Here is a 23,812-nt window from a genome sequence, read left to right as displayed (position 1 = left end):
GCACTGAGGTGATGCAATCGCAGGCAAGCCAGCTCCCACACAAGCTGGCTCCTACATTTTTGACCGTGCCCACTTTAGAGCGGATCAGGCCTGGTAGCTGATCCGTCCATCCACCAGGGTGTAGCGCACAGTCGCCGGCAAGCTATGGCCGATGAATGGGCAGTTTTCACCCCGAGACAGCCACTGCTCGCCAGCCACGGTGGAGCTGGCCGGATCAAACAGCACCAGGTCCGCCGCAGAACCCACCGCCAGCTTGCCCGCCGGCAGGCGCAGCGCTTGGGCCGGGCCTGAGCTCAGGCGTGCCAGCAGCGTTGGCAAGTCCAGCAACCCATCTTCCACCAGGGTCATCGCCAGCGGCAGCAGCAACTCGACGCTGCTGATCCCAGGCTCTGTCGCGCCAAATGGGGCCAGCTTGGCATCCCGCTCGTGGGGTTGGTGATGGCTGGAGATCGCCGAAACCACCCCGGACTTCACCGCTGCGCGCAAACCGTCGCGGTCGGCGCGGGTGCGCAGTGGCGGTTGCACGTGGTACAGGCTGGAGAAGTCGATCAACGCCTCATCGGTCAGAATCAACTGGTACAACGCCACATCGGCGGTCACCGGCAAGCCGCGGGCCTGGGCCTGGGCGATCAGGGCCACGCCCCGGGCGCTGGTCAGTTGGCTGAAGTGCGCACGCACCCCGCTTTGTTCCACCAGCAGCAGGTCACGGGCCAGGGCTACGGTTTCTGCGGTTTCCGGGATGCCTGCCAGGCCGAGGAAGCTGGCGGTAGGGCCTTCATGGGCCAGGCCGCCTTCAGCCAGGTCGTGGTCCTGGGAGTGGAAGATCACCGTCAGGTCGAAGGTGGCTGCATATTCCAGGGCACGGCACAGGGTGCGGGTGCTGCGGAAGCTTTCCAGGCCATTGCCGAAGGCCACGCAACCCGCGTCGCGCAGGGCAATCAGCTCAGCCAGTTGTTCGCCATCCAGGCCTTTGCTCAGGGCGCCGATGGGGAACACTTTGCAATTGCCGGCCTCGCGGGCACGGTCGAGGATCAGCTCGGCCACGGCCGAGGTGTCCAGTACCGGCTTGGTCTGCGGCGGGCAGCACAGGCTGGTGACACCGCCGGCAGCGGCGGCGCGGGTTTCGCTGGCGATGCTGCCTTTGCGGCTGTAGCCCGGCTCGCGCAGGGCGACGTTCAGGTCTACCAGGCCGGGAGCAGCCACCAGGCCTTTGGCGTCGATGCTCTGAACCGGGCTGAAACCGCTGGGGGCGGCGCCAATGGCAATGATCTTGCCAGCTTCCAGGTGCAGATCAGTGACTTGATCCAGGCCGCTGGCCGGATCGATGACTCGGGCGCCGAGAATGCTGAGCTTCACTGGGCGTTCTCCTGCTCGAATTGACGTTGGGCGGTTTGCCCGCTCATGGCCATGGACAGCACGGCCATGCGTACGGCGATGCCGTAGGTAACCTGGTTGAGAATCACCGAGTGCGGCCCGTCGGCCACCGCCGACTCAATCTCCACCCCGCGGTTGATCGGGCCGGGGTGCATGACAATGGCATCCGGCTTGGCACCGGCCAGGCGCGCGGTGGTCAGGCCGAACAGGCGGTAGAACTCGCCTTCGCTGGGCAGCAGGCCACCGGCCATGCGCTCGCGTTGCAGGCGCAGCATGATCACCACGTCCACATCCTTCAGGCCCGTGGCCATGTCGGTGTAGACCTTCACCCCGTATTGCTCGATGCCTACCGGCAGCAGGGTTTTCGGTGCAATCACGCGGATATCCGGGCAGCCCAGGGTTTTCAGGGCCAGCATGTTCGAGCGCGCTACCCGCGAATGCAGGATATCGCCGACGATGGCCACCGAGAGGTTTTCAAAGCCACCCTTGTGCCGACGGATGGTGAGCATGTCGAGCATGCCCTGGGTCGGGTGGGCGTGGCGGCCATCGCCGCCGTTGATGATCGCCACCTGCGGGCACACGTGCTCGGCGATAAAGTGCGCCGCGCCCGAGTCGCCATGACGCACCACGAACATGTCGGCCGCCATGGCCTCCAGGTTACGCAGGGTGTCGAGCAGGGTTTCGCCCTTGCTCGCCGACGAGGTGGAGACGTTCAGGGTGATCACGTCGGCTGACAGGCGCTGGGCTGCCAGTTCGAAGGTGGTGCGGGTGCGCGTCGAGTTCTCGAAGAACACGTTGCAAATGGTTTTGCCGCGCAGCAGCGGGACTTTCTTCACCGCTCGGCCGCCGACTTCAAGGAACGAGTCGGCAGTGTCGAGGATTTCGGTGAGCAATTCGCGGGGCAGGCCGTCGAGGGACAGGAAGTGTTGCAGCTGGCCCTGAGCGTTGAGCTGCAGCGGGCGCTTGGCATCTAGAGGCGTCATCGCGGGGACTCTTTACAAGGCGGTTTAAAGGGCGAGGTCTTGCAGTTCGAGTTCGAGCGGCGTGGGACCGGACAATTTTACCCGCTGCTGGGCTGAAAGCGACAGGGTCGCGCCCACCACATCCGGGCTGATCGGCAGTTCGCCAGCCTCGAGGTCTAGCAGGCAGACCAGGGTGATGCTGGCCGGGCGGCCGTAGTCGAACAGCTCGTTCATGGCGGCCCGGATGGTGCGGCCGCTCATCAGCACGTCATCAATCAGCACTAGGTGCTGGCCTTCGATCTCGAACGGCAGGGCTGACGGGCGCACTTGTGGGTGCAGGCCGTTCTGGCTGAAGTCATCGCGGTAGAAGGACACGTCCAGGGTGCCCAGGGGCGAGTCACTGCCCAGCTCTTGCAGCAACGCCTGGGCGACCCACACACCGCCGGTGCGGATGCCGATGAAGCGCGGCTCGCTGATGGCGCGGTGTTGCAGGTGGGCCTTGAGGCGAATCGCCATCTGGCTGATCAGTTCGGCGGGATTGGGCAGGCTCATGGTGGCTCCTTCAAGGGCTCGGCCAGCGTGACGCTGACAAAGTCCGGGCTCAAACGTAAGAAGACGCGGCAAGCCGCGTCAGTCAGGATTCAAATAAAGCAGTGTTTTCATCCAGCCAGCCCTGCAACAGCAAGGCGGCGGCAATGGCGTCGACCGGGTTGTCGCGGTAGCTGCCTTTCTGCCCGCCACGGTCGCGGCGCTCACCCTTGGCCTCGAAGGTCGTCAGGCGCTCATCGTGGGTATAGAAGGGCAGGTTGTAGCGGCCATTGAGGCGACGGGCGAACTTCTCGGCGCGCAGGCACATGTCGCTGGGGGTGCCGTCCATGTTCAGCGGCAGGCCGACCACCACCGCGTCGGGCTTCCATTCCTTGATCAGGGCTTCGACCTGATTCCAGTCCGGAATGCCGTTTTGCGCCTTCAAGGTACACAGCTCGCGGGCCTGGCCGGTGATGACCTGGCCCACGGCCACGCCGATCTGCTTGGTGCCGTAGTCAAACCCGAGGATCAGTCGCAAGGCCATCAGGCGTGCCCCGCCTGGCTGGTCAGCAGGTTGAGGTTGACCCCCAACTGCTTGGCCGCGGCATTCAGGCGCAGTTCGCTGGCGGTATTGAACAGAATGTCGGCATCGAACGGGCAGGTCAGCCAGGCATTATTGGCCAGTTCTTCTTCCAGTTGCCCGGCTTCCCAACCCGCGTAGCCCAGGGTAATCAGGCTCTGCTGCGGGCCGACGCCATCGGCGATGGCAAACAGCACGTCCTGGGAGGTGGACAGGGACACGCCCTCCAGGTCGACAGTGGCCTGGAACGTCGGGCCGCTGGGATGCAGCACAAAACCCCGGTCCGTCTGCACCGGGCCGCCGAAATAGATCGGCACTGCCTGGCAACTGGCGGGCGGGTCGATCTCCGGGCGCAGTTGCTCAAGGATATCCGCCAGGTTCAGGCTTTGCGGGCGGTTGACCACCAGCCCCATGGCGCCATTGGCCGTGTGCTCGACGATATAGGTCAAGGTGTGCGCAAAGTTCGGGTCGGCCATATGGGGCATGGCGATCAGGAATTGGTGCTTGAGGTAAGTCGGGCTGACATTTTTCATGTCCGCTAGTGTGGCGTTGGAGGGGCGAACTGACAAGCTGGGGATGTGTAGGAATACGGTTAGCGGATTTGTTTCCCGTGTAGGCGCGAGCTTGCAGTGGTCAGTTGCTGGAAAGCCGGTCGCCTTTGGCAAAACGCCAGGTGCGGATGATTTCCAGGCGGTCGATATCGTTCAGGTCACCGGTAAACGGGGCGAACGGTGCAGCCAGGCGCACGATGCGTTGCGCCGCCTGGTCCAGCAATGGCTGGCCGGAGGACTCCAGCACCAGCACTTCATACAGGGAACCGTCGCGGTTGATCGACACCAGCAGGCGCAAGTTGCCGTAGATCTGCTGGCGACGGGCCTCGTCCGGGTAGTTCAAGTTGCCGATGCGCTCGACCTTCTTGCGCCATTCGTCCTTATACCAGGCGCCTTTGTCGCGCATGGTGGAGGCGGCATTGAGCCGGTAGATGCGCGGGCGCTTGGCGTACAGCTGTTGTTCGTTGGCCAGTTCGGCTTCCAGGCTGGAGATTTCGCTGGAAAGCTGCGAGCTGTCAAATGTGGGGGCGGGTTTGCTTGGCGTAGGCTCGGTCTTCACGGCTTCGCGCTGGGTCACGGCCTTCTGGGGTTTTGGCGCAACGGTGGCGACGGCGGCCTTGGGCGCGGCCTGCTTGACCTCAGGCTTGGCCGCTGGAGGCGGGGTGACCTTATTGATCTTGTTGTCCTGGAAGGGCGCCACTTCGGTGGTCTTGGGCACCGCCTTTTTATCCAGGGTGCCGCTGCCCTGCTGATTGTCCTGGGCCAGGAAGTCAGCCTTTTCGGGCTTTTTTTCACTTTTGAAGGTGGCGAGGGTGATTTCCAGGGTTTTGCTGATCTGCTGGGGTTCGACGAAGGTGAAGCCCAGGCCAAGGATCAACGCCAAATGAATCAGCGCTGCCAGGAACAGGGTAAATCCGAGCCGATCAGCCGGGCGTACGCCGCTATGGGTGAATTGGGGGGGCAGGTCGGACGGAAGCGTCATAACAGGAAAACCAACATCGCGCGTCTCACGGGTGGCGCATGATAGCGCAATGTTGGTTTACATCTGGCTGTTCTATGTCACTTGGCTTGTAGCTTGTCGGCAATCGCTGCCATGAGCATTTCGCCGATATTGGTGCCGAACGCGTTGTCTATTTCGCGGATACAGGTGGGACTGGTCACGTTGATTTCGGTCAGGTGCTCGCCAATTACGTCAAGGCCTACAAACAGCAGGCCCTTTTCCCGCAGGGTCGGGCCAACCTGGGCGGCGATCCAGCGGTCCTTGTCGCTCAGCGGTCGGGCTTCGCCACGACCACCGGCCGCGAGGTTGCCACGGGTCTCGCCGGCCGCCGGGATGCGTGCCAGGCAGTAATCCACCGGCTCGCCGTCGATCATCAGGATGCGCTTGTCGCCGTCCTTGATCGCTGGCAGGTAGGCCTGGCCCATGATCTGCTGGGTGCCGAGGGCGGTCAGGGTCTCAAGGATCACCGACAGGTTCGGGTCGCCCGCGCGGTGACGGAAGATCGAGGTGCCGCCCATGCCGTCCAGCGGCTTGAGGATCACATCGCCATGCTTGGCGGCAAATTCACGCAATACATCGGCGCGGCGGCTGACCACGGTCGGTGGCGTGCACTGCGGGAACAGGGTGGCGAACAGCTTTTCGTTGCAGTCGCGCAGGCTCTGCGGCTTGTTGACGATCAGCACGCCGGCGCGCTCGGCCTGCTCCAGCAGGTAGGTGGAGTAGACGAACTCCATGTCGAACGGCGGATCCTTGCGCATCAGGATCACGTCCAGGTCGCTCAGGGGGCTGTCGATCTCGTCTTGCAGCTCAAACCACTTCTCTGGGTTGGCGAACACCTGCAAGGGGCGCATCCGCGCCCGCGCCTCGCCGTCGCCCTGGTAAAGGTCGCGCTGCTCCATATAGAACAGGGTCCAGCCGCGGGCCTGGGCGGCGAGCAGCATGGCCAGCGAGCTATCCTTTTTATAGGAGATGCTGGCGATAGGGTCCATGACAATGCCGACGCGAACGCTCATGGGGAATTCCTCTAACAAATAAGGGCGCATAAAAGTGGCGTCAGAGTGGCGCTGCGGCTGTTGTGGGTCAAGGAAAAACCACCTTGCCGGTCGGCCGATAGATTGCCTTCCCAGTCTGTGCTAAAAAGGCTGCCATGGCGTGTCGGCCCTTGCACGGCAAGGGTTTTGGCGCTGGTCCCAGGCCGCACCCGGCAGTACACACCGAAAACCGATTCGCTGTGGCGATGGTAGAGCAGATATGGAACAGCATTCCAACGCCTTGAAAGTGATGGTGATCGACGATTCGAAAACGATTCGCCGCACCGCTGAAACGCTGTTGAAGAACGTGGGGTGCGAAGTCATCACGGCCATCGACGGTTTTGATGCCCTGGCCAGGATCGTTGACCACCACCCGCACATTATCTTTGTCGACATCATGATGCCGCGCCTGGATGGCTATCAGACCTGCGCCCTGGTCAAGAACAACCCGGCGTTCAAGGCCATTCCGGTGATCATGCTCTCGTCCAGGGACGGCCTGTTCGACAAAGCCAAGGGGCGCATCGTCGGCGTCGATCAATTTTTGACCAAGCCTTTCAGCAAGGAAGAACTGCTGAGTGCGATCAAGGCCTATGTGCCGGGTTTCGCTGCAGTAGAACAAGCACATTGACCTAGCCCCCGGGGCTTGCGTCAACCAATGTAGTGGGGAAAACCATGGCACGCGTTCTGATCGTCGACGATTCGCCGACTGAAATGTACAAACTGACCGGCATGCTGGAAAAGCACGGTCACCAGGTCCTCAAGGCCGAAAACGGTGCCGATGGCGTTGCCCTGGCCCGCCAGGAGAAGCCCGACGCCGTCTTGATGGATATCGTCATGCCCGGCCTCAATGGCTTCCAGGCCACGCGCCAATTGTCCAAGGAGCCGGAAACCAGCGGTATCCCGATCATCATCGTCACCACCAAGGACCAGGAAACCGACAAGATCTGGGGCGCGCGCCAAGGGGCCAAGGCATACCTGACCAAGCCGGTGGAAGAAGACAAGCTGATTGAAGTCCTGAACTCGGTGCTCAAACCCTGACGGCACGTTCCCATGACCGAGTCGCAAACCGCCTTTGAGCTGCTGCTGGACATCGACCGCCGCTGCCGCCTGCTGGCCGCTGATTTGCCGTCCCAGGAAACCCGGTCGCACAGCTGGAGCGGCATCGGCTTTCGCCTGGGCGGGCATTGGTATGTGGCGCCCATGGGCGAAGTCGCCGAGGTGCTGCATGAACCGCGCTGCACCTTGATGCCGGGGGTCAAGCCCTGGGTCAGGGGCGTGGCCAACCTGCGCGGGCGCTTGCTGCCGGTGATCAACCTGTGTGGGTTTTTCGGCTATGAGCTGTCGGCGGCGCGCAAGCAGCGCCGGGTGCTGGTGATCGAGCACGAAGACACCTTTGTCGGCCTGCTGGTGGATGAAGTGGTCGGCCTGCAACACTTTGCCCAGGACCTGCTGCTTCCGGCATCGGCCAGCGTGCCCGCCGCCAGCGCCGCGTTTATCCAAGGCCAGTTCAGCGGCGACCCGCTGTGGCAGGTCTTCAGCCCCTTCGCCCTGGCCCAGGCCCCGGGCTTTCTGGATGTTGCCGCATGAGCACCGCCACCCCCGTCAAACCGCAGGAAGCCTCCCGTAGCCGTTCGCAGATCATCGTGCTGTTTATCGCGCTGATCATCTTCATCATGCTGCTGTTCGCCAACTTCGCGTACCTCAACACCCAGTCCACCTACGACAAGCAGTACATCGGCCACGCCGGCGAGCTGCGGGTGCTGTCCCAGCGCATTGCCAAGAACGCCACGGAGGCCGCCGCCGGCAAGGCCGCCGCGTTCAAGCTGCTGAGTGAGGCGCGCAATGATTTTGCCCAGCGCTGGGGTTACCTGAAAAAAGGCGACCCGGCCACCGGCCTGCCCGCGGCACCCGCTGCCGTGCGCAGCGAAATGCGCGCCGTGCAGCATGACTGGGAAGCCTTGCTGAAGAACACCGACGTGATCCTGGCCAGCGAGCAGACGGTGCTGTCCCTGCATCAAGTGGCGGCGACCCTGGCCGAAACCGTGCCGCAATTACAGATCGAGTCGGAAAAGGTCGTCGAGATCCTGCTGCAGCGCGGCGCGCCCGCCAGCCAGGTGGCGGTGGCCCAGCGCCAGTCGCTATTGGCCGAGCGCATCCTGGGAGCGGTCAACACGGTGCTGGCGGGAGATGACACGGCGGTCAAGGCCGCCGACGCCTTTGGCCGCGACGCCAACCGTTTTGGCCAGGTCCTGGCCGGTATGCTCCAGGGCAGTGCCGGCCTGAAGATCAGCGAGGTGCAAGACTCGGACGCCCGGGCGCGCCTGGCGGAAATTGCCGAGCTGTTCGAGTTTGTCTCCGGCTCCGTGGATGAAATCCTCGAAACCTCGCCACAACTGTTCCAGGTGCGCGCCTCGGCGAGCAACATCTTCAGCCTCTCGCAGACCCTGCTCGATGAAGCCTCGCAACTGGCCACCGGCTTTGAAAACCTGGCCGGCGGGCGCACCCTCGACACCATCGGCGGCTATGCCCTGGGCTTGCTGGCGCTGGCCTCGATTATCCTGATCGGCCTGGTGATGGTGCGCGAGACCAATCGTCAGTTGCGCGAAACCGCCGAGAAAAACGAACGCAATCAGAACGCGATCATGCGCCTGCTGGACGAAATCGAAGACCTTGCCGACGGCGACCTCACCGTGACCGCCTCGGTGACCGAAGATTTTACCGGCACCATCGCCGATTCCATCAACTACTCGGTGGACCAGTTGCGTGACCTGGTGGCGACCATCAACCTCACTGCCGGTGAAGTGGCCGGTGCGGTGCAGGAAACCCAGGCCACCGCCATGCACCTGGCCCAGGCCTCGGAGCACCAGGCCCAGCAGATCGCCGAAGCCTCCACGGCGATCAACCAGATGGCCCAATCCATCGACCAGGTATCGGCCAACGCCGCCGAGTCCTCGGCCGTGGCCGAACGTTCGGTGGAGATCGCCAACAAGGGCAACGAGGTGGTGCACAACACCATCCACGGTATGGACAACATCCGTGAACAGATCCAGGACACCGCCAAACGCATCAAGCGCCTGGGGGAATCGTCCCAGGAAATTGGCGATATCGTCAGCCTGATCGACGATATCGCCGACCAGACCAACATCCTTGCCCTCAACGCCGCGATCCAGGCGAGCATGGCCGGTGACGCCGGGCGCGGCTTTGCGGTGGTGGCCGATGAGGTGCAGCGCCTGGCCGAGCGCTCGTCGGCCGCCACCCGGCAGATCGAGAACCTGGTGCGGGCGATCCAGACCGACACCAATGAAGCCGTGATTTCCATGGAGCAGACCACCACCGAAGTGGTGCGCGGCGCGCGGCTGGCCCAGGACGCCGGGGTGGCCCTGGAAGAAATCGAAGGGGTGTCCAAGACCCTGGCCGCGCTGATCCAGAGCATCTCCAACGCGGCGCAGCAGCAAACCTCGTCGGCGGGGCAGATCTCCCTGACCATGAACGTGATCCAGCAGATCACCAGCCAAACCTCATCGGGCTCCACGGCCACCGCCGAAAGCATTGGCAACCTGGCCAAAATGGCCAGCCAGTTGCGCCGCTCGGTATCGGGCTTCACCTTGCCGCCCGTGCGCAAGACCGATGAATGACATGCCCTCTCAACACCTGCACAAAACCCCTGTGAGAGCTGGCTTGCCTGCGATAGCGGTGGGTCAGCTCACACATTTGTATTGCGGTGTTAACTCACTCCGGAGTCGTTATGGTTGACCGGCACGACTACGTCGCCCTCGAATGGGTCAAGGGCGAGATCGCCGATACCCTGAAGCAGGCCCGTGCGGCACTGGACGCCTTTGCCGACGACGCCAGCGAGCAAGCCCTCGCGCAGTGCCTGGAGGGCATTCATCAGGTCCACGGCGCCCTGCAGATGGTCGAGTTCTACGGCGCGGCACTGCTTGCCGAAGAAATGGAGCATCTGGCCCAGGCCCTGCAAGCCGGGCACGTCAGCCAGCGCGAAGAAGGTATCCGCCTGCTGCAACAGGCCCTCGGGCAACTGCCGTTGTACCTGGACCGCGTGCACAGCGCCCGGCGCGACCTGCCCCTGGTGGTGTTGCCGCTGCTCAACGACCTGCGCAGCGTGCATGGCAAAAGCCTGCTCTCGGAAACCAGCCTGTTCAGCCCGCAACTGCTGGTGATTGCCCCGCTGCCCGATGACGCCCTGGCCCAGCGGGCACCGGCCGACTTTGCCGAGCAACTGCAGCACTGGCGGCAAATGCTGCAACAGGGCCTGGCCGGGCTGCTGCGTGAAGATCACGGCCCGAGCAACCTGGAAGACATGGCACGGGTCTTCGCCCAACTGGAAGCACTGTGTCACGGCGCGCCATTGCTGCCGTTGTGGCAAGTCACCTCGGCGCTGGCCGAAGGCATGCTCACTGGCGTGATCGCCAATAGCCCGGCATTGCGCAGCCTGCTCAAGAGCTGCGACAAGGTGCTCAAGCGCCTGCAAACCCAGGGCATCGAAGGGATCAACAGCCCGGCACCGGACCAGTTGCTCAAGAGCCTGCTGTTTTATATCGCCAAAGTCACCCGGCCGACGCCGCGCATGCAAAGCCTCAAGGAACGCTACGGCCTGGATGAAGCCTTGCCCGACAGCACCGTGGTCGATGCCGAGCGCGCGCGCCTGGCCGGGCCGGACCGCAATGCCATGGGCTCGGTGCTCGGCGCGTTGTGTGAGGAGTTGGTGCGGGTCAAGGAACGCCTGGACCTGTTTGTGCGCAGTGACCGCCAGCACATCGCGGACCTCGACAGCCTGTTGGCGCCCTTGCGCCAGATCGCCGATACCCTGGCGGTGCTTGGCTTTGGCCAGCCGCGCAAAGTCATCATCGATCAGTTGGCGGTGGTCCAGGGCCTGGCCCAGGGGCAGCGCGAGCCCAACGACGCGGTGTTGATGGATGTCGCCGGGGCCCTGCTTTATGTCGAGGCGACCCTGGCCGGGATGGTCGGCACTGTCGAGCCGCAAAACCGTGAAGACAGCCGCCTGCCCACCACCGACCTGACCCAGATCCACCAGTTGGTGATCAAGGAATCGTGCCAGTGCCTCAAGCAGGCGCGGGAGTTGATCATTGACTGCCTTGAGGCGCAATGGGATACACAACGTCTGGAATCCCTGCCAGAGCTGCTGACCCAGGTGCGTGGCGCCCTGGCAATGATTCCGCTGCCCCGTGCGGCGAGCCTGATGCGTGGTTTTAATGACTACGTGGATGAGCAGTTGATGGTCCAGGACACTGCGCCCTCTGCGGCACAACTCGAGCATCTTGCCGACGTGCTCACCAGCCTGGAGCACTACCTCGAACGCATGCTCCAGGACCCGGATGCGCCCGGCGAACGTGTCTTGGACATCGCTTACGAAGGCCTCGCGGCGCTGGGTTACGCGCTGCTGCAGGCCCAGCAGACCTGGCGCCAGGAGCGCTCGGCGTTGAGCGATGAAACCACGGATAACACCCAGACACTGGCACAGGCGCTCGCCAGCCCGACGCCGCGCCTCAACCCGCCGGCACTGCAACGCCCGGGCAGCCTGTTGCCGCCACCGGCCGACGAAGAGTCGGTGGATGATGAACTGCGCGAAGTGTTCCTGGAAGAAACCGCCGAAGTATTGGAAGTGCTGCAGCGCTTGATACCCCAAGGCGCTGCCAGCCTCGAAGACAAGACCGCCCTGAGCGATATGCGCCGTGCCTTCCATACCCTCAAGGGCAGTGGGCGCATGGTGCGAGCCCTGGTGCTGGCGGAGCTGGCGTGGGCCGTGGAAAACCTGCTGAACCGCGTGCTCGAGCGGGTGGTCGCGCCGGGTGCCGAGGTCCAGGCCGTACTGGATGATGTGCTGGTGCTCTTGCCGGCGCTGATCGCCGAGTTCGCCGCCGACGCCCAGCGCCAGCGCGATGATGTCGACCTGCTTGCCGCGCGCGCCCATGCCCTGGCCAGTGGCGCGCCGTTACCCGAAGCCATGGAGCCGGACGACAGCGCACTCGACCCGCTGCTGCTGGAAATTTTCCGCAACGAAGCGCAGAGCCACCTGGACAGCCTCAACCAGTTTTTGCACCAGGCCACCGAACAGATGCCGCTGCCCGTCAGCGATGAGTTGCAACGCGCCCTGCATACCCTCAAGGGCAGCGCCTACATGGCGGGGGTGCTGCCCATCGCCGAACTGGCGCGGCCGTTGGACCACCTGACCCGTGAATACAAGGCCCATCGCTTGCCGTTGGACCTGGATGAAATCGAACTGCTGCTGGAGGGCGAAGCCTTGTTCCAGCGCGGCCTGCGCCAGTTGGACAGCGATCCTCTGGTGCCCATCAACGGCGCGGCCGACTTGATCAAGCGCACCCAGGCGCACCTCGACAGCCATCTCGAAGCGGTGCTCAATGCGCCGAGCGCCGGCCTGCGGGTCAAGCGCGACCCACACTTGATCAGCAACTTCCTGGCCCAGGGCATGGACATCCTGCTCGACGCCGAAAGCCTGCTGCGGCGCTGGCAGCAACACCCTGGCGAGCGCCAGGAACTCAGCGCATTGCTGGACGAGCTGACCACCCTGGGTGAGGGCGCGCACCTGGCCGACCTGCACCCGATGGATGAGCTGTGCGAAGCCTTGCTCGACCTCTATGGCGCAGTGGAAGAGAGCAGCCTGGCGGTCAGCGAGCGGTTTTTCCAGGAGGCCGAGCAGGCCCATGAAGCCCTGATCAACATGCTCGACCAACTGGCCGCCGGCCAGGAAGTCAGCCCGGCGCCGGCGCGCATGAAAGCCTTGCGCGAGTTGCTCGATGAAGGGCTGGACCCCAGCGCCACCGGCCTGATCAAAACCGACGGCAGCCGCGCATTGAGCATTGCCGAACTGGGGGCGGCCACCACGCAGTTGCAACAGGACTGGGCGGTGGACGATGAAATCGTCGAGATTTTCCTTGAGGAAGCGGTGGATATCCTCGACAGCGCCGGGCAGTCCCTCAAACGCTGGTTGCTGGAGCCCGACGGCGTGGCGCCGCTGTCGTCCCTGCAACGGGACCTGCATACCCTGCGCGGCGGCGCGCGCATGGCCGAAATCGGCCCGGTGGGCGATCTGGCCCAGGAACTGGAAAGCCTTTACGAGGGCCTGGTGGACCGGCGCTACAGCTACTCCGGTGAAATAGCGCAAGTGTTGATGGACAGCCACGAACACCTGGCCTTGCAGTTGGAGCAGTTGCAAGAGCAGCAACCCCTGAGCGACTCCAACGCCCTGATCAGCCGCTTGCGCGAGGTGCGCCAGAACGCTGCGCCGGTCGCGGCGCCCACTGCACCCGAGGCGCAGGGGGCCGGCAGTGATCCCGAGCTGCTGGATATCTTTCTTGAAGAAGCGGCCGACATCCTCGACAGCTCCGGCGCCGCGCTGTTGCGCTGGCAGGCCGAGCCCCAGGGCCGTCAGGAAGTCGAGACCCTGCTGCGCGACCTGCACACCCTCAAGGGCGGCGCGCGCATGGTCGAAATCGGCCCGATCGGTGACCTGGCCCATGAGCTGGAGTTTCTCTACGAAGGCCTGTCGGCGGGCTTGCTGGCGCCCACCAGCGAGCTGTTCGCGCTGCTGCAAGGCTGCCATGACCGTCTGGCGCAGATGGTCGAGGCGGTGGCGGCGGGGTTGCCGGTCGGCTCGGTGGAACGCCTGATCGAACGCATCAAAAGCCTGGTCCAGCCCAGCGAAGACCAGGCGGTACCGGTCGCCATGGTCGCCAGCAAACCGGAAGCGCCGGCAGCCAGCGAGCCGGGCGCGGACATGGTGAAAATCTCTGCCGAGCTGCTGGATGATCTGGTCAACCTGGCCGGTGAAACCTCGATTTTCCGTGGGCGTATCGAGCAGCAGGTCAACGATGCCCGCGCCGCCCTCAGCGAGGTGGAAACCACCATCGAGCGTATGCGCGACCAACTGCGCCGCCTCGATACCGAGACCCAGGGGCGCATCCTCAGCCGTCAGCACGCCGAAACCGAGCGCCTGGGCTATGAAGAATTCGACCCGCTGGAAATGGATCGTCATTCTCAGTTGCAACAGTTGTCCCGTGCGTTGTCCGAGTCAGCCTCGGACCTGCTGGACCTCAAGGAGACCCTCGACCAGCGTAACCAGGACGCGCAAAACCTGTTGCAGCAACAGGCGCGGATCAACACCGAGCTGCAAGAGGGCCTGATGCGCACGCGCATGGTGCCGTTCGAGCGCATGCTGCCGCGCCTCAAGCGTATCGTGCGGCAAGTGGCCGGCGAGCTGGGCAAGGACGTGGAATTCGTGGTCGGCAATGCCGAGGGCGAGATGGACCGCAACGTGCTGGAACGCATGGCTGCGCCCCTGGAACATATGCTGCGCAACGCCGTCGACCATGGCCTGGAATCGCGGGATGCGCGGTTGTTGGCGGGCAAGCCGGAGAAGGGCCGGATCACCCTGGACCTGAGCCACGAAGGCGGCGACATCATCTTCGACATGCGTGACGACGGTGCGGGCGTGCCTCTGGATGCGGTGCGGCGCAAGGCGATCAAGCGCGGCCTGCTGGACCCGGAGATGGAGATCAGCGACCGCGACGTGTTGCAGTTCATCTTGCAGCCGGGCTTTTCCACCGCCGAAAAAATCACCCAGATTTCCGGGCGCGGCGTGGGCATGGACGTGGTGCATGAAGAAGTGCGCCAACTGGGCGGCAGCATGGTGATCGACTCCACACCGGGGCAGGGCGTGCACTTTCGCATTCGCCTGCCGTTTACCGTGTCGGTCAACCGGGCATTGATGGTGCAGTGTTTTGAGGATCAGTACGCGATTCCGCTGAACACCATCCAGGGCCTGGTGCGCGTGCTGCCCAATGAGCTGGAAGGGCATTACCAACTGGACCCGCCGGTGTATGAATACGCCGGCCAGCACTACGAGTTGTATTACCTGGGCGAGTTGCTGCACACCGTGGCCCGGCCCAAGCTGTTGGGGCAAAGCCAGCCGCTGCCGGTGCTGCTGATGCAGTGCAACGAGCGGTACATTGCGGTGCAGGTGGACGACATGGCCGGTACCCGGGAAATCGTGGTCAAGGGCCTCGGCCCGCAGTTTGCGGCGGTGCAGGGGCTGTCGGGGGCGACCATCCTCGGCGATGGCCGGGTGGTGTTGATCATCGACCTGCTGGCGCATATCCGCGCCCTGGCCCCGGCCTTGCCGGCCCAGGCGGCGGACACCGCATTGGCGGTCAACGAGCCGCAGAAAAAACAGCGGTTGCTGGTGCTGGTGGTGGACGATTCGGTGACCGTACGCAAAGTCACCAGCCGCCTGCTGGAACGCAACGGCATGAACGTACTGACCGCCAAGGACGGCATCGACGCCATCGCCTTGCTTGAAGAACACACCCCCGACCTGATGTTGCTGGACATCGAAATGCCGCGCATGGATGGTTTTGAAGTGGCGATCCAGGTGCGCAACGACCCGCGGCTCGCGCGCCTGCCGATCATTATGATCACCTCGCGCACCGGCCAGAAACACCGCGACCGGGCCATGGCGATTGGCGTCAACGACTACCTTGGCAAGCCCTATCAAGAGTCGGTGTTGCTCGAAAGCATCGCCTACTGGAGCCCGAAACATGCTTGACCACCGCACCAGTCAACTCACCGGCTTGCTGCTGCCCCTGGCCGACCGCCACCTGTTGCTGCCCAACGTGGCGGTGGCCGAGCTGATCGACTTCCAGCGCGGCGAACCGGCCAGCGACGCCCCGCCGTGGTACTTGCGGCCAGTGACCTGGCGCGACCAGCAACTGCCCCTGATCAGCTTTGAAGCGGCCTGCGGTGGCACCAGCGTCGTCAGCGAACGCGCACGAATCGTCGTGCTCAACGCCCTGGGCGGGCGCCCGACATTGAAGTTTATTGCGCTGGTGATCCAGGGCATTCCCCGCTCGTACAAGCTCGACAGCCAACTGAGTTATGTGGACGTCCCCCTGTCGCCGCTGGAACTGGCGGCGGTACAGGTCGGCGAGCATGTGGCGAAAGTACCGGACCTGATGGGGCTGGAAGCGCTGCTGGTCGAAGCTGGCCTGGCCTGAACCCCCGTTCTCAGCACCTCTGAAGACCCAATGTGGGAGCTGGCTTGTGTGGGAGCTGGCTTGCCTGCGATAGCATCACCTCGGTTTAACTGACACACCGAAGCGTCTGCATCGCAGGCAAGCCAGCTCCCACAATGACCGTATTCATCATGCTTTGTCGGTGAGATGATTCAAATCCCAAAGGCGAGTGACGCGATGTCCGAGCAACAACCCCCAAAACCTGTAGGAATGATCGTGCGGCATGATTCCTTCAGATTTTTCCCGCACGTTTTCGCGCCGCCCATGAACTTGTCGCTCGCCGCCTTCGCGCCTAGGCTTGGTCGGTCATCGCAAAAAACGGTGACACGGACGTGCAAGTCCGGTTACATATCGGCGCACCAACGCCCATAGCCATTCAACGGGCATTTTTTTTGCCTGCTGTGTTTGTTATGGCGGCTGTGCGTGGGAGACCTTCGGGTCTGCCGGGGGCCGATATGCCCGGTCTTGCACACCTGCGCACAGCTGCCACCCGATTTGCGTGCAAGCAAGTGGTGTCAGTCTCCTTCACATATCGGAGATGTTCACCATGATCAAACCCACCCCCAACCCACCTACCTCATCCAGTATCTTCACCGTCAACCCACACCAGAACACCGAAACCCTGCTGGTCAACGCCAGCGAAACCCTCGCCTCCCTCAACGCCCTGGCCTGCGCCCTGGCCTTTGAGCTCAACGGCGCCCAGCGCGGCGTACTCCTGGCCATCCAACAAATGACCGAACTGGGCCAACTGCTGGTCGAGCGTGCGCTGGAGCAAATATCGCCTGCGGCCGCTGCGTAAAACTTGATCAGTCCCAGAAAGGGACCGTTCGTTCCCTTTTTGGGACTGATGCCTGCTCGGGTAAAGCCCCACGTAAATCCGCCGATAACCCAAGGAGTCTTTCGGTGGAAGCAACAACACAATGTGGCTATTTGACGTATTTGCCTGGCTGTACAACCTCACTCCGTTTACCGGTGCTTTGCTGTTGTGGTTCCTGGTGTTGGTGCTCACTGCCTGCGCGACGATGAAGTACCCGACACGGCGCGGCAAGCTCGTAGGCTTCGGGATTTCGGTGGTGGGCGCGGTGTTTATTCTGGGGTACCTGGAAACCCTCGTGCTTAGCGACACAGGCAAAGAAATCAAGGATGTTGTGATCAACCTAGTGGTCATGAGCCTCGGCGGTTTGGGCTCGGGCCTGCTTGCGGTGGCCATTTCGAAAAGGCCAAGCAAGGCCGAAATTGAACAGAGCCTTACAAGCATCCGGAACTGGGGCCTGACGGTCTTTGAATACCTGTTCGTGTTTATCCTGGTGTGTTCACTGGTGTTGGCTGCTATCTGCCTGCTCTTGTGGCTCCTGGATTGGCCCGTGGTGTCGGGGCAGGAAGTCACTGGCCTGTTGCTGGCTTTCCTGGGCGCAGCGTCGGGCTGTGCGATCGTCTCCTATCTGCGTCGGTTGATGAAGTGGGAACAGCTGGGCGTGGCCGTGTTGTTTGGGCTGTTGCTGTTTCTGCTGCCCGTGTACGTGCAGGCGATTTGGGGGCTGGTGAGCTGGAGCCTGGCGGCGGTGCTGGGGTTCCATGGCGTAGCGGGCATTGCGATGGGCTGGACCGTGTGGCGCCAGCGCATGGAATGGCGGCGCTCCTGACCGTTACTCCAACCGTAACAGTCCACCACCGAGCTTGATTGATACCCCCCCGATTCACTCCTATGGTGAGCTCCACGACAGCGAACCCGTGGAGCGATCATGACAACAACAATAACCCCCGACTCGCGCTGGACGCGGCGCCGCGACGAGAAGCGGCGGCGGCTCGGGCTGGTGCAGGCGTTTGCCGACGGGGCCGTGCTGCCCAGCGACCGGATCGTCGAGGCCCTGCAAGCCCTGATCCTGCCCGGCGACCGGGTGGTGCTGGAGGGCAATAACCAGAAGCAGGCTGACTTTCTCTCGCGCTCCCTGGCCAAGGCCGACCCGGCCGTGCTCCATGACTTGCACATGATCATGCCCAGCGTCGGGCGTTCCGAGCACCTGGACCTGTTTGAAAAGGGCATCGCACGCAAACTCGATTTCTCGTTTGCCGGCACCCAATCCCTGCGCATCAGCCAGCTCCTTGAAGATGGCCTGCTGGAAGTCGGCGCGATCCACACCTACATCGAACTCTATGCGCGACTGGTCGTAGACCTGATCCCCAACGTGGTGCTGTCCGCCGGCTTTATGGCCGACCGCGCCGGCAATATCTACACCGGCCCCAGTACCGAAGACACCCCGGCGCTGATCGAACCGGCGGCCTTCAGCGATGGCATCGTCATCGTGCAGGTCAACCAATTGGTCGACGACGTCAGCGACTTGCCCCGTGTGGACATCCCGGCCAGTTGGGTGGATTTCGTGGTGGTGGCCGACAAACCCTTCTATATCGAACCGCTGTTCACCCGCGACCCCCGGCATATCAAGCCGGTGCATGTGTTGATGGCGATGATGGCGATCCGTGGCATCTACGAAAAACACAATGTGCAGTCGCTGAACCATGGCATTGGTTTCAACACTGCCGCGATTGAACTGATCCTGCCGACCTACGGCGAGTCCCTGGGCCTTAAAGGCAAGATCTGCCGCAACTGGACCCTCAACCCGCACCCGACGCTGATCCCCGCCATCGAAAGTGGCTGGGTCGAAAGCGTGCATTGCTTCGGCACCGAACTGGGCATGGAAAACTACATCGCCGCGCGCCCGGATGTGTTCTTCACCGGTCGCGATGGCTCGTTGCGCTCCAACCGGATGTTCTGCCAACTGGCGGGGCAATACGCGGTGGACCTGTTTATCGGCGCCACCTTGCAGGTGGATGGTGACGGTCATTCGTCCACCGTGACCCGTGGCCGGCTCGCCGGGTTTGGTGGCGCGCCGAATATGGGCCACGACCCGCGCGGGCGCCGCCACGGCACCCCGGCCTGGCTCGACATGCGCCATGACGACGCCCCCGAAGCCTTGCTGGAACGCGGCAAAAAACTGGTGGTGCAAATGGTCGAGACCTTCCAGGAGGGCGGCAAACCGACCTTCGTCGACACCCTCGACGCGGTGGAAGTGGCGCGCAAAAGCGGCATGCCCCTGGCGCCGATCATGATTTACGGCGACGACGTGACCCACTTGCTCACCGAAGAAGGCATCGCCTACCTGTACAAGGCGCGCTCCCTGGAAGAGCGCCAGGCGATGATCGCGGCGGTCGCCGGGGTGACCGTCATCGGCTTGCGCCACAACCCCAAGGACACCGCGCGCATGCGCCGCGAAGGCCTGATCGCCTTGCCCGAAGACCTCGGGATCCGCCGCACCGATGCCACCCGCGAACTGCTGGCGGCCAAAAGCGTGGCCGACCTGGTGGACTGGTCCGGTGGCCTGTACAACCCGCCCGCCAAGTTCAGGAGCTGGTAAATGCACGCACTCAAACTGCACACACTGACCCTGGCCGAGCAACTGGCGGACCTGGCGGTCGAGGCGCTGATCGACGAAGCGGACCTGTCGCCCAAACCGGCGCTGGTGGATCGGCGCGGCAATGGCGCCCATCAGGATCTACACCTGGGCCTGATGCACGCCTCGGCGCTGTCCCTGTGGCCGGCCTTCAAGGAAATGGCCGAAGCGGCGATTGCCCTGGGTGAAATTGGCCTGCCGCTGCGCGAAGCCCTCGGCCGTATCGGCCGCGAAGGCGAGCAGGCGATGCTCGCCACTACCCAGGGCGTGAACACCCACCGTGGCGCGATCTGGGCCCTCGGTCTGCTGGTGGCCGCTGCCGCGCTGGACCCCACCTCCCGTCACGCCAGTGCCCTGAGCCTGCGGGCTGCGCGCCTGGCCCTGCTCAATGACCGTTTTGCACCGCAACCGCTCAGCCATGGCGCGCAAGTCGCGCAACGCTATGGCGTGCGTGGCGCCCGCGAAGAAGCGCAACTGGGCTTCCCCGCCGTGCTGCAACGCGGCCTGCCGCAACTGCATGCAAGCCGCCTGCAGCACCACGGCGAGCAGAACGCGCGCCTCGACGCACTGTTGGCGATCATGACCCAACTGGCCGACACCTGCGTGCTCTACCGCGCCGGCACCGACGGCCTGCAGGCCATGCAACTAGGCGCCCAGGCCGTGTTGGATGCGGGCGGCAGCGCGAGCCTGGCGGGGCGGCGTCGCCTCAATGAATTGGACCAGCAACTGCTGGCGCTGAATGCCTCCCCCGGTGGCGCCGCCGACCTGTTGGCCGCGTGCCTGTTTATCGACCGCATCGAGTCTTGCGACGGAGCGTTTTGATGGAAACCCTATCTTTTGAATTCCCCGCCGGGCAGCCGCCCAAAGGCCGCGCGCTGGTGGGTTGCGTCGGTTCCGGCGACCTTGAAGTGTTGCTGGAACCAGGTACGGCGGGCACCTTGAGCATCCAGGTGCAAACCTCGGTCAACGGCGCCGAGCAACGCTGGCAGCACCTGTTCCAGCGGATCTTCCAGGAACAGACCCCACCGGCCTTGAACATTCAGATCCACGATTTTGGCGCCACCCCCGGCGTGGTGCGTTTGCGCCTGGAGCAAGGTTTCGAGGAGCTTGGCCATGACTGATTTACTCAATAGGCACAGCTTCGTCGAACTCGGTGCCCGCCAGCGGGCCAAGGCCTTGCTGGATGCCGGCAGCTACCGTGAACTGATCGACCCGTTCCAGCGCGTGATGTCGCCGTGGTTGAGTCGCCAGGGCGTGGTGCCGCAGGCCGACGATGGGGTGGTGATCGCCAAGGGCACGCTCGACGGCCTGCCGCTGGTGATTGCGGCCATCGAAGGCAACTTCCAGGGCGGCAGCCTGGGTGAAGTGGGCGGCGCGAAAATCGCCGGTGCCCTGGAACTGGCCGCCGAGGACAACCGCAACGGCATTCCCACGCGGGCTGTGTTGCTGCTGGAAACCGGCGGCGTGCGCTTGCAGGAAGCCAACCTCGGGCTGGCGGCGATTGCCGATATCCACGCCGCGATTGTCGACCTGCGCCAGTACCAGCCGGTGATCGGCGTGGTGGCCGGCAGCGTGGGCTGTTTTGGCGGCATGTCCATCGCTGCTGGCCTGTGCAGTTACTTGCTGGTGACCCGCGAAGCACGCCTGGGCTTGAACGGCCCACAAGTGATCGAACAGGAAGCCGGCCTTGAAGAATACGACTCCCGTGACCGGCCCTTTATCTGGAGCCTGACCGGCGGCGAGCAGCGTTTCAACAGCGGCTTGGCCGACCGTTATGTGGCGGACGATGTGGCGCAGATCCGCCAGCAGATCAGTGAACTGTTGCAGCAAGGTTTGCCGGCAGTGCAACGCAGCCGTCAGGCCGACTATTACCTGGCGCGCCTGGCTGAGCTGGACGCCGAACCGCAGATCGAGCCGGCGACGGTTCGCGACCTGTATCAGGGAGAACGTCCATGAGAGGCTTGCAGTGGTTCAACGCATTGAGCGCCGGCGTAGCGCCAGTGGCGGGTTTGCCGGCGTCGTTGAAAGTCGCCGATGGCGTGCTCGGCGAGCAGGCCGTGCGCTTTATCGCGGTAGTGCCGGATGCTGCCAACCGCTTCCCGCGGGCGCGCCAGGGGGAAGTCGGTTTGCTCGAAGGCTGGGGCCTGGCCAAGGCGGTGGATGAAGCCGTCGCCAGCGGCGATCAACGCCCGATTGTTGCCATCGTCGACGTGCCCAGCCAGGCCTATGGCCGTCGCGAAGAAGCCCTGGGCATCCATCAAGCCCTGGCGGCGGCGGCAGACAGTTATGCCCGCGCGCGCCTGGCCGGGCACCCGGTGATCGGGTTGCTGGTGGGCAAGGCCATGTCCGGGGCGTTTCTCGCCCATGGCTACCAGGCCAATCGCCTGATCGCCCTGCGCGACCCTGGGGTGATGGTGCACGCCATGGGCAAAGCCTCGGCGGCGCGGGTGACCCTGCGCAGTGTCGAAGAACTGGAAGCCCTGGCCGCCAGCGTGCCGCCCATGGCCTATGACATCGACAGCTATGCCAGCCTCGGCTTGCTCTGGGAAACCCTGACGGTCAGCCAGATCGAACAGCCTACCGTCGACGACCTGGCGCGGGTCAGGGATTGCCTGGTGCAGGCGATCAAGGATGTGCAGAACAGCGGCGTGCGCGATTTGCGCGGGCGCCTGGGCGCCGCCAACCGTGCCGCGTCCAGCCATGTGCGCCAACTGCTGCGGGAACAATGGTGAACGCCCACGACTTGCTCTGGGGCATGACCCCGGCGCACCTGCCTGCTGACGCACCGGCCTGGGTACTGGCGGTGATCGGGGCGGGGCAGCCGGTGGTGGTACGCCGGGCGCTGGCCGAACCGGGCTACGTGGCGGTGGGGGTGCGTGGGCGTTTGCGCGAGCAGCGTTTTGCGGCCGTGATGCCCCTGGCGGCTGTGCAACGGCGAGTGACACCCGAGGCCCTGCGCGGGGTGATTTCGCCCCGGGATCTACCGGCGTTGCGCGCCCTCGATCAACTGCGGCCGGTGCTGGCGCAAGAGGCTTGGGGCGTGACCGGCAGCGCGGGGTTCGAGTTGGCCACGGGCATTGAAGCGCTGCATGCCCAGAGCGATCTGGATCTGCTGCTGCGCACTCCCGAGCGTCTTGATCGCGGCGATGCCGAGGGTCTGTTGGCGATTCTGGACACCGCGCCGTGTGCCGTGGACCTGCAATTGCAAACCCCATATGGCGCCGTCGCCTTGCGCGAATGGGCCGGCCCAGCGCGGCGTGTGCTGCTGAAAAACGCCAGCGGTGCGCACTTGGTCAGCGACCCTTGGCAGGCGGTGGCATGAGCAGCCTCCTGGTGTTTCCGGGGCAGGGCGCCCAGCGTCCGGGCATGCTCCAGCAACTGCCCGCCAGTGTCCTTGATGAGGCCAGTGATGCGTTGGTCGAAGATGTGCGCCAGCTCGATTCGGCGCACGCCCTGGCCAGCACCCGCGCTGTGCAACTGTGCCTGCTGATCGCCGGCGTGGCCCATGCCCGGCAATTGCAACGCATCCCGGATTACGTGGCGGGTCTGTCCATCGGGGCCTATCCGGCGGCGGTGATCGCGGGCGCCCTGGAGTTTGCCGATGCGCTCCGGCTGGTCAGCCTGCGCGGTGAACTGATGCAGCACGCTTATCCACAGGGCTATGGCATGACCGCACTGATCGGCCTGGAGTTATCCACCGTCGAAAGCGTGCTCGCCGAGGTCCACAGCACGCAAACCCCGGTGTACCTGGCCAATATCAATGCCGACAACCAGTGCGTGATTGCCGGCAGCGATACCGGCATGCAGCGTGTCGCGGATCGTGTCAAAGGCCAGGCCGTGGCCAAGCGCCTGGCCGTCAGCGTGCCGTCCCACTGCGCTCTGCTGGAGCAGCCGGCCGAGGCCCTCGCCGAGGCATTCGCCAAGGTTGCGCTCCATGCGCCGGCCATCACTTACCTGAGCAGTACCCGGGCGCGGCCGATCCGTGATCCCGCGCAGTTGCGCGACGACCTGGCGTTCAACATGTGCCGCATCGTCGATTGGCGCGGCACCGTGCAAAGCGCCTATGAGCGTGGTGTACGCCTGCAGATCGAACTGCCACCGGGCGCAGTCCTCACTGGCCTGGCGCGGCGTGTGTTTGAGCAAGGCACCGTGATCGCCTTCGAAGGCGCGCGCCTGGACACCTTGCAGGCCCTGCTGGAACAGGAGGGCCGCCACCACCGATAAAGCGTGAGCTTGGCTTTCGAAGCACAAAAACAACAATTTCGATCAA

At 64.0% G+C, this 23,812-nt stretch carries 22 protein-coding genes; 15 read left to right on the top strand and 7 right to left on the bottom strand.

The features are described from left to right. Positions 1–84 precede the first annotated feature (84 nt). From HU773_RS26335 to gshB, 7 genes are all read right to left on the bottom strand, one after another. Entirely contained in the window at positions 85–1,356 is a 1,272-nt protein-coding gene (locus HU773_RS26335) for a dihydroorotase (protein WP_057440371.1), read from the bottom strand. Continuing rightward, on the bottom strand, positions 1,353–2,357 hold the full coding sequence (locus HU773_RS26330) for an aspartate carbamoyltransferase catalytic subunit (RefSeq protein WP_057440370.1): 1,005 nt from the start codon (positions 2,355–2,357) through the stop codon (positions 1,353–1,355). The genes HU773_RS26335 and HU773_RS26330 overlap by 4 nt, the downstream gene beginning before the upstream one ends. A 24-nt stretch (positions 2,358–2,381) precedes the next feature. Next, positions 2,382–2,888 carry a bifunctional pyr operon transcriptional regulator/uracil phosphoribosyltransferase PyrR gene (gene pyrR / locus HU773_RS26325; protein ID WP_057444186.1) on the bottom strand — a complete coding sequence of 169 codons (507 nt, stop codon included), beginning with the start codon at positions 2,886–2,888 and terminating at the stop codon, positions 2,382–2,384. Positions 2,889–2,970: 82 nt separating this feature from the next. After that, on the bottom strand, positions 2,971–3,408 hold the full coding sequence (ruvX, locus tag HU773_RS26320) for a Holliday junction resolvase RuvX (RefSeq protein ID WP_005792259.1): 438 nt from the start codon (positions 3,406–3,408) through the stop codon (positions 2,971–2,973). Next, complete coding sequence (locus HU773_RS26315) at positions 3,408–3,977, bottom strand: YqgE/AlgH family protein (RefSeq protein WP_057960883.1); 570 nt, start codon at positions 3,975–3,977, stop codon at positions 3,408–3,410. Before HU773_RS26315 ends, ruvX begins: the two co-directional genes overlap by 1 nt. A gap of 100 nt (positions 3,978–4,077) precedes the next feature. Further along, positions 4,078–4,977, bottom strand: coding sequence for an energy transducer TonB (locus HU773_RS26310; RefSeq protein ID WP_115129202.1), 900 nt, complete (start codon positions 4,975–4,977; stop codon positions 4,078–4,080). A 77-nt stretch (positions 4,978–5,054) separates the two neighbouring features. Further along, the gene (gene gshB, locus HU773_RS26305; protein WP_029300457.1) at positions 5,055–6,008 is read right to left on the bottom strand and encodes a glutathione synthase; all 954 of its coding nucleotides are present in this window, start codon (positions 6,006–6,008) and stop codon (positions 5,055–5,057) included. Positions 6,009–6,246: 238 nt separating this feature from the next. Between gshB and pilG the strand changes: the two genes are divergently transcribed. From pilG to mdcH, 15 genes are all read left to right on the top strand, one after another. After that, positions 6,247–6,654, top strand: coding sequence for a twitching motility response regulator PilG (gene pilG, locus HU773_RS26300; RefSeq protein ID WP_032858786.1), 408 nt, complete (start codon positions 6,247–6,249; stop codon positions 6,652–6,654). Between the two features lie 44 nt (positions 6,655–6,698). Further along, positions 6,699–7,064: a twitching motility response regulator PilH gene (gene pilH, locus HU773_RS26295; protein WP_057440367.1), complete on the top strand. Its 366-nt coding sequence runs from the start codon at positions 6,699–6,701 to the stop codon at positions 7,062–7,064. 12 nt (positions 7,065–7,076) lie between these two features. Continuing rightward, positions 7,077–7,613 carry a chemotaxis protein CheW gene (locus HU773_RS26290; RefSeq protein ID WP_057960881.1) on the top strand — a complete coding sequence of 179 codons (537 nt, stop codon included), beginning with the start codon at positions 7,077–7,079 and terminating at the stop codon, positions 7,611–7,613. Then, positions 7,610–9,661 (top strand): methyl-accepting chemotaxis protein, encoded by a 2,052-nt coding sequence (locus tag HU773_RS26285; protein ID WP_057960880.1) that lies wholly within the window; start codon positions 7,610–7,612, stop codon positions 9,659–9,661. Before HU773_RS26290 ends, HU773_RS26285 begins: the two co-directional genes overlap by 4 nt. A 110-nt stretch (positions 9,662–9,771) precedes the next feature. Then, positions 9,772–15,627 (top strand): hybrid sensor histidine kinase/response regulator, encoded by a 5,856-nt coding sequence (locus HU773_RS26280; RefSeq protein ID WP_186624968.1) that lies wholly within the window; start codon positions 9,772–9,774, stop codon positions 15,625–15,627. Continuing rightward, positions 15,620–16,075 (top strand): chemotaxis protein CheW, encoded by a 456-nt coding sequence (locus tag HU773_RS26275; protein ID WP_057440365.1) that lies wholly within the window; start codon positions 15,620–15,622, stop codon positions 16,073–16,075. The genes HU773_RS26280 and HU773_RS26275 overlap by 8 nt, the downstream gene beginning before the upstream one ends. A gap of 565 nt (positions 16,076–16,640) precedes the next feature. Next, complete coding sequence (locus HU773_RS26270) at positions 16,641–16,892, top strand: DUF6124 family protein (RefSeq protein WP_186624966.1); 252 nt, start codon at positions 16,641–16,643, stop codon at positions 16,890–16,892. 121 nt (positions 16,893–17,013) lie between these two features. After that, positions 17,014–17,736, top strand: coding sequence for a hypothetical protein (locus HU773_RS26265; protein ID WP_186624964.1), 723 nt, complete (start codon positions 17,014–17,016; stop codon positions 17,734–17,736). 99 nt (positions 17,737–17,835) lie between these two features. Further along, positions 17,836–19,506: a malonate decarboxylase subunit alpha gene (mdcA, locus tag HU773_RS26260; RefSeq protein ID WP_120734282.1), complete on the top strand. Its 1,671-nt coding sequence runs from the start codon at positions 17,836–17,838 to the stop codon at positions 19,504–19,506. After that, complete coding sequence (locus tag HU773_RS26255) at positions 19,507–20,364, top strand: triphosphoribosyl-dephospho-CoA synthase (RefSeq protein ID WP_057960875.1); 858 nt, start codon at positions 19,507–19,509, stop codon at positions 20,362–20,364. It begins immediately after the preceding gene. Then, on the top strand, positions 20,364–20,663 hold the full coding sequence (locus HU773_RS26250) for a malonate decarboxylase subunit delta (protein ID WP_057960874.1): 300 nt from the start codon (positions 20,364–20,366) through the stop codon (positions 20,661–20,663). The genes HU773_RS26255 and HU773_RS26250 overlap by 1 nt, the downstream gene beginning before the upstream one ends. Further along, positions 20,656–21,498: a biotin-independent malonate decarboxylase subunit beta gene (locus tag HU773_RS26245; protein ID WP_057440361.1), complete on the top strand. Its 843-nt coding sequence runs from the start codon at positions 20,656–20,658 to the stop codon at positions 21,496–21,498. The genes HU773_RS26250 and HU773_RS26245 overlap by 8 nt, the downstream gene beginning before the upstream one ends. Beyond that, positions 21,495–22,274: a biotin-independent malonate decarboxylase subunit gamma gene (gene mdcE, locus HU773_RS26240; protein WP_128593394.1), complete on the top strand. Its 780-nt coding sequence runs from the start codon at positions 21,495–21,497 to the stop codon at positions 22,272–22,274. The genes HU773_RS26245 and mdcE overlap by 4 nt, the downstream gene beginning before the upstream one ends. Then, positions 22,268–22,864, top strand: a complete 597-nt coding sequence (locus HU773_RS26235; protein WP_128593395.1) for a malonate decarboxylase holo-ACP synthase — start codon at positions 22,268–22,270, stop codon at positions 22,862–22,864. The genes mdcE and HU773_RS26235 overlap by 7 nt, the downstream gene beginning before the upstream one ends. Continuing rightward, positions 22,861–23,766 carry a malonate decarboxylase subunit epsilon gene (gene mdcH, locus HU773_RS26230; protein WP_057960870.1) on the top strand — a complete coding sequence of 302 codons (906 nt, stop codon included), beginning with the start codon at positions 22,861–22,863 and terminating at the stop codon, positions 23,764–23,766. The genes HU773_RS26235 and mdcH overlap by 4 nt, the downstream gene beginning before the upstream one ends. Positions 23,767–23,812 lie beyond the last annotated feature (46 nt).

The sequence above is a fragment of the Pseudomonas shahriarae genome (assembly GCF_014268455.2).
Classification (GTDB): Bacteria; Pseudomonadota; Gammaproteobacteria; order Pseudomonadales; family Pseudomonadaceae; genus Aquipseudomonas; species Aquipseudomonas shahriarae.
The sequence above is the reverse complement of the archived record's forward strand: the minus strand, read 5'-3'. Positions and strand labels throughout refer to the sequence as shown.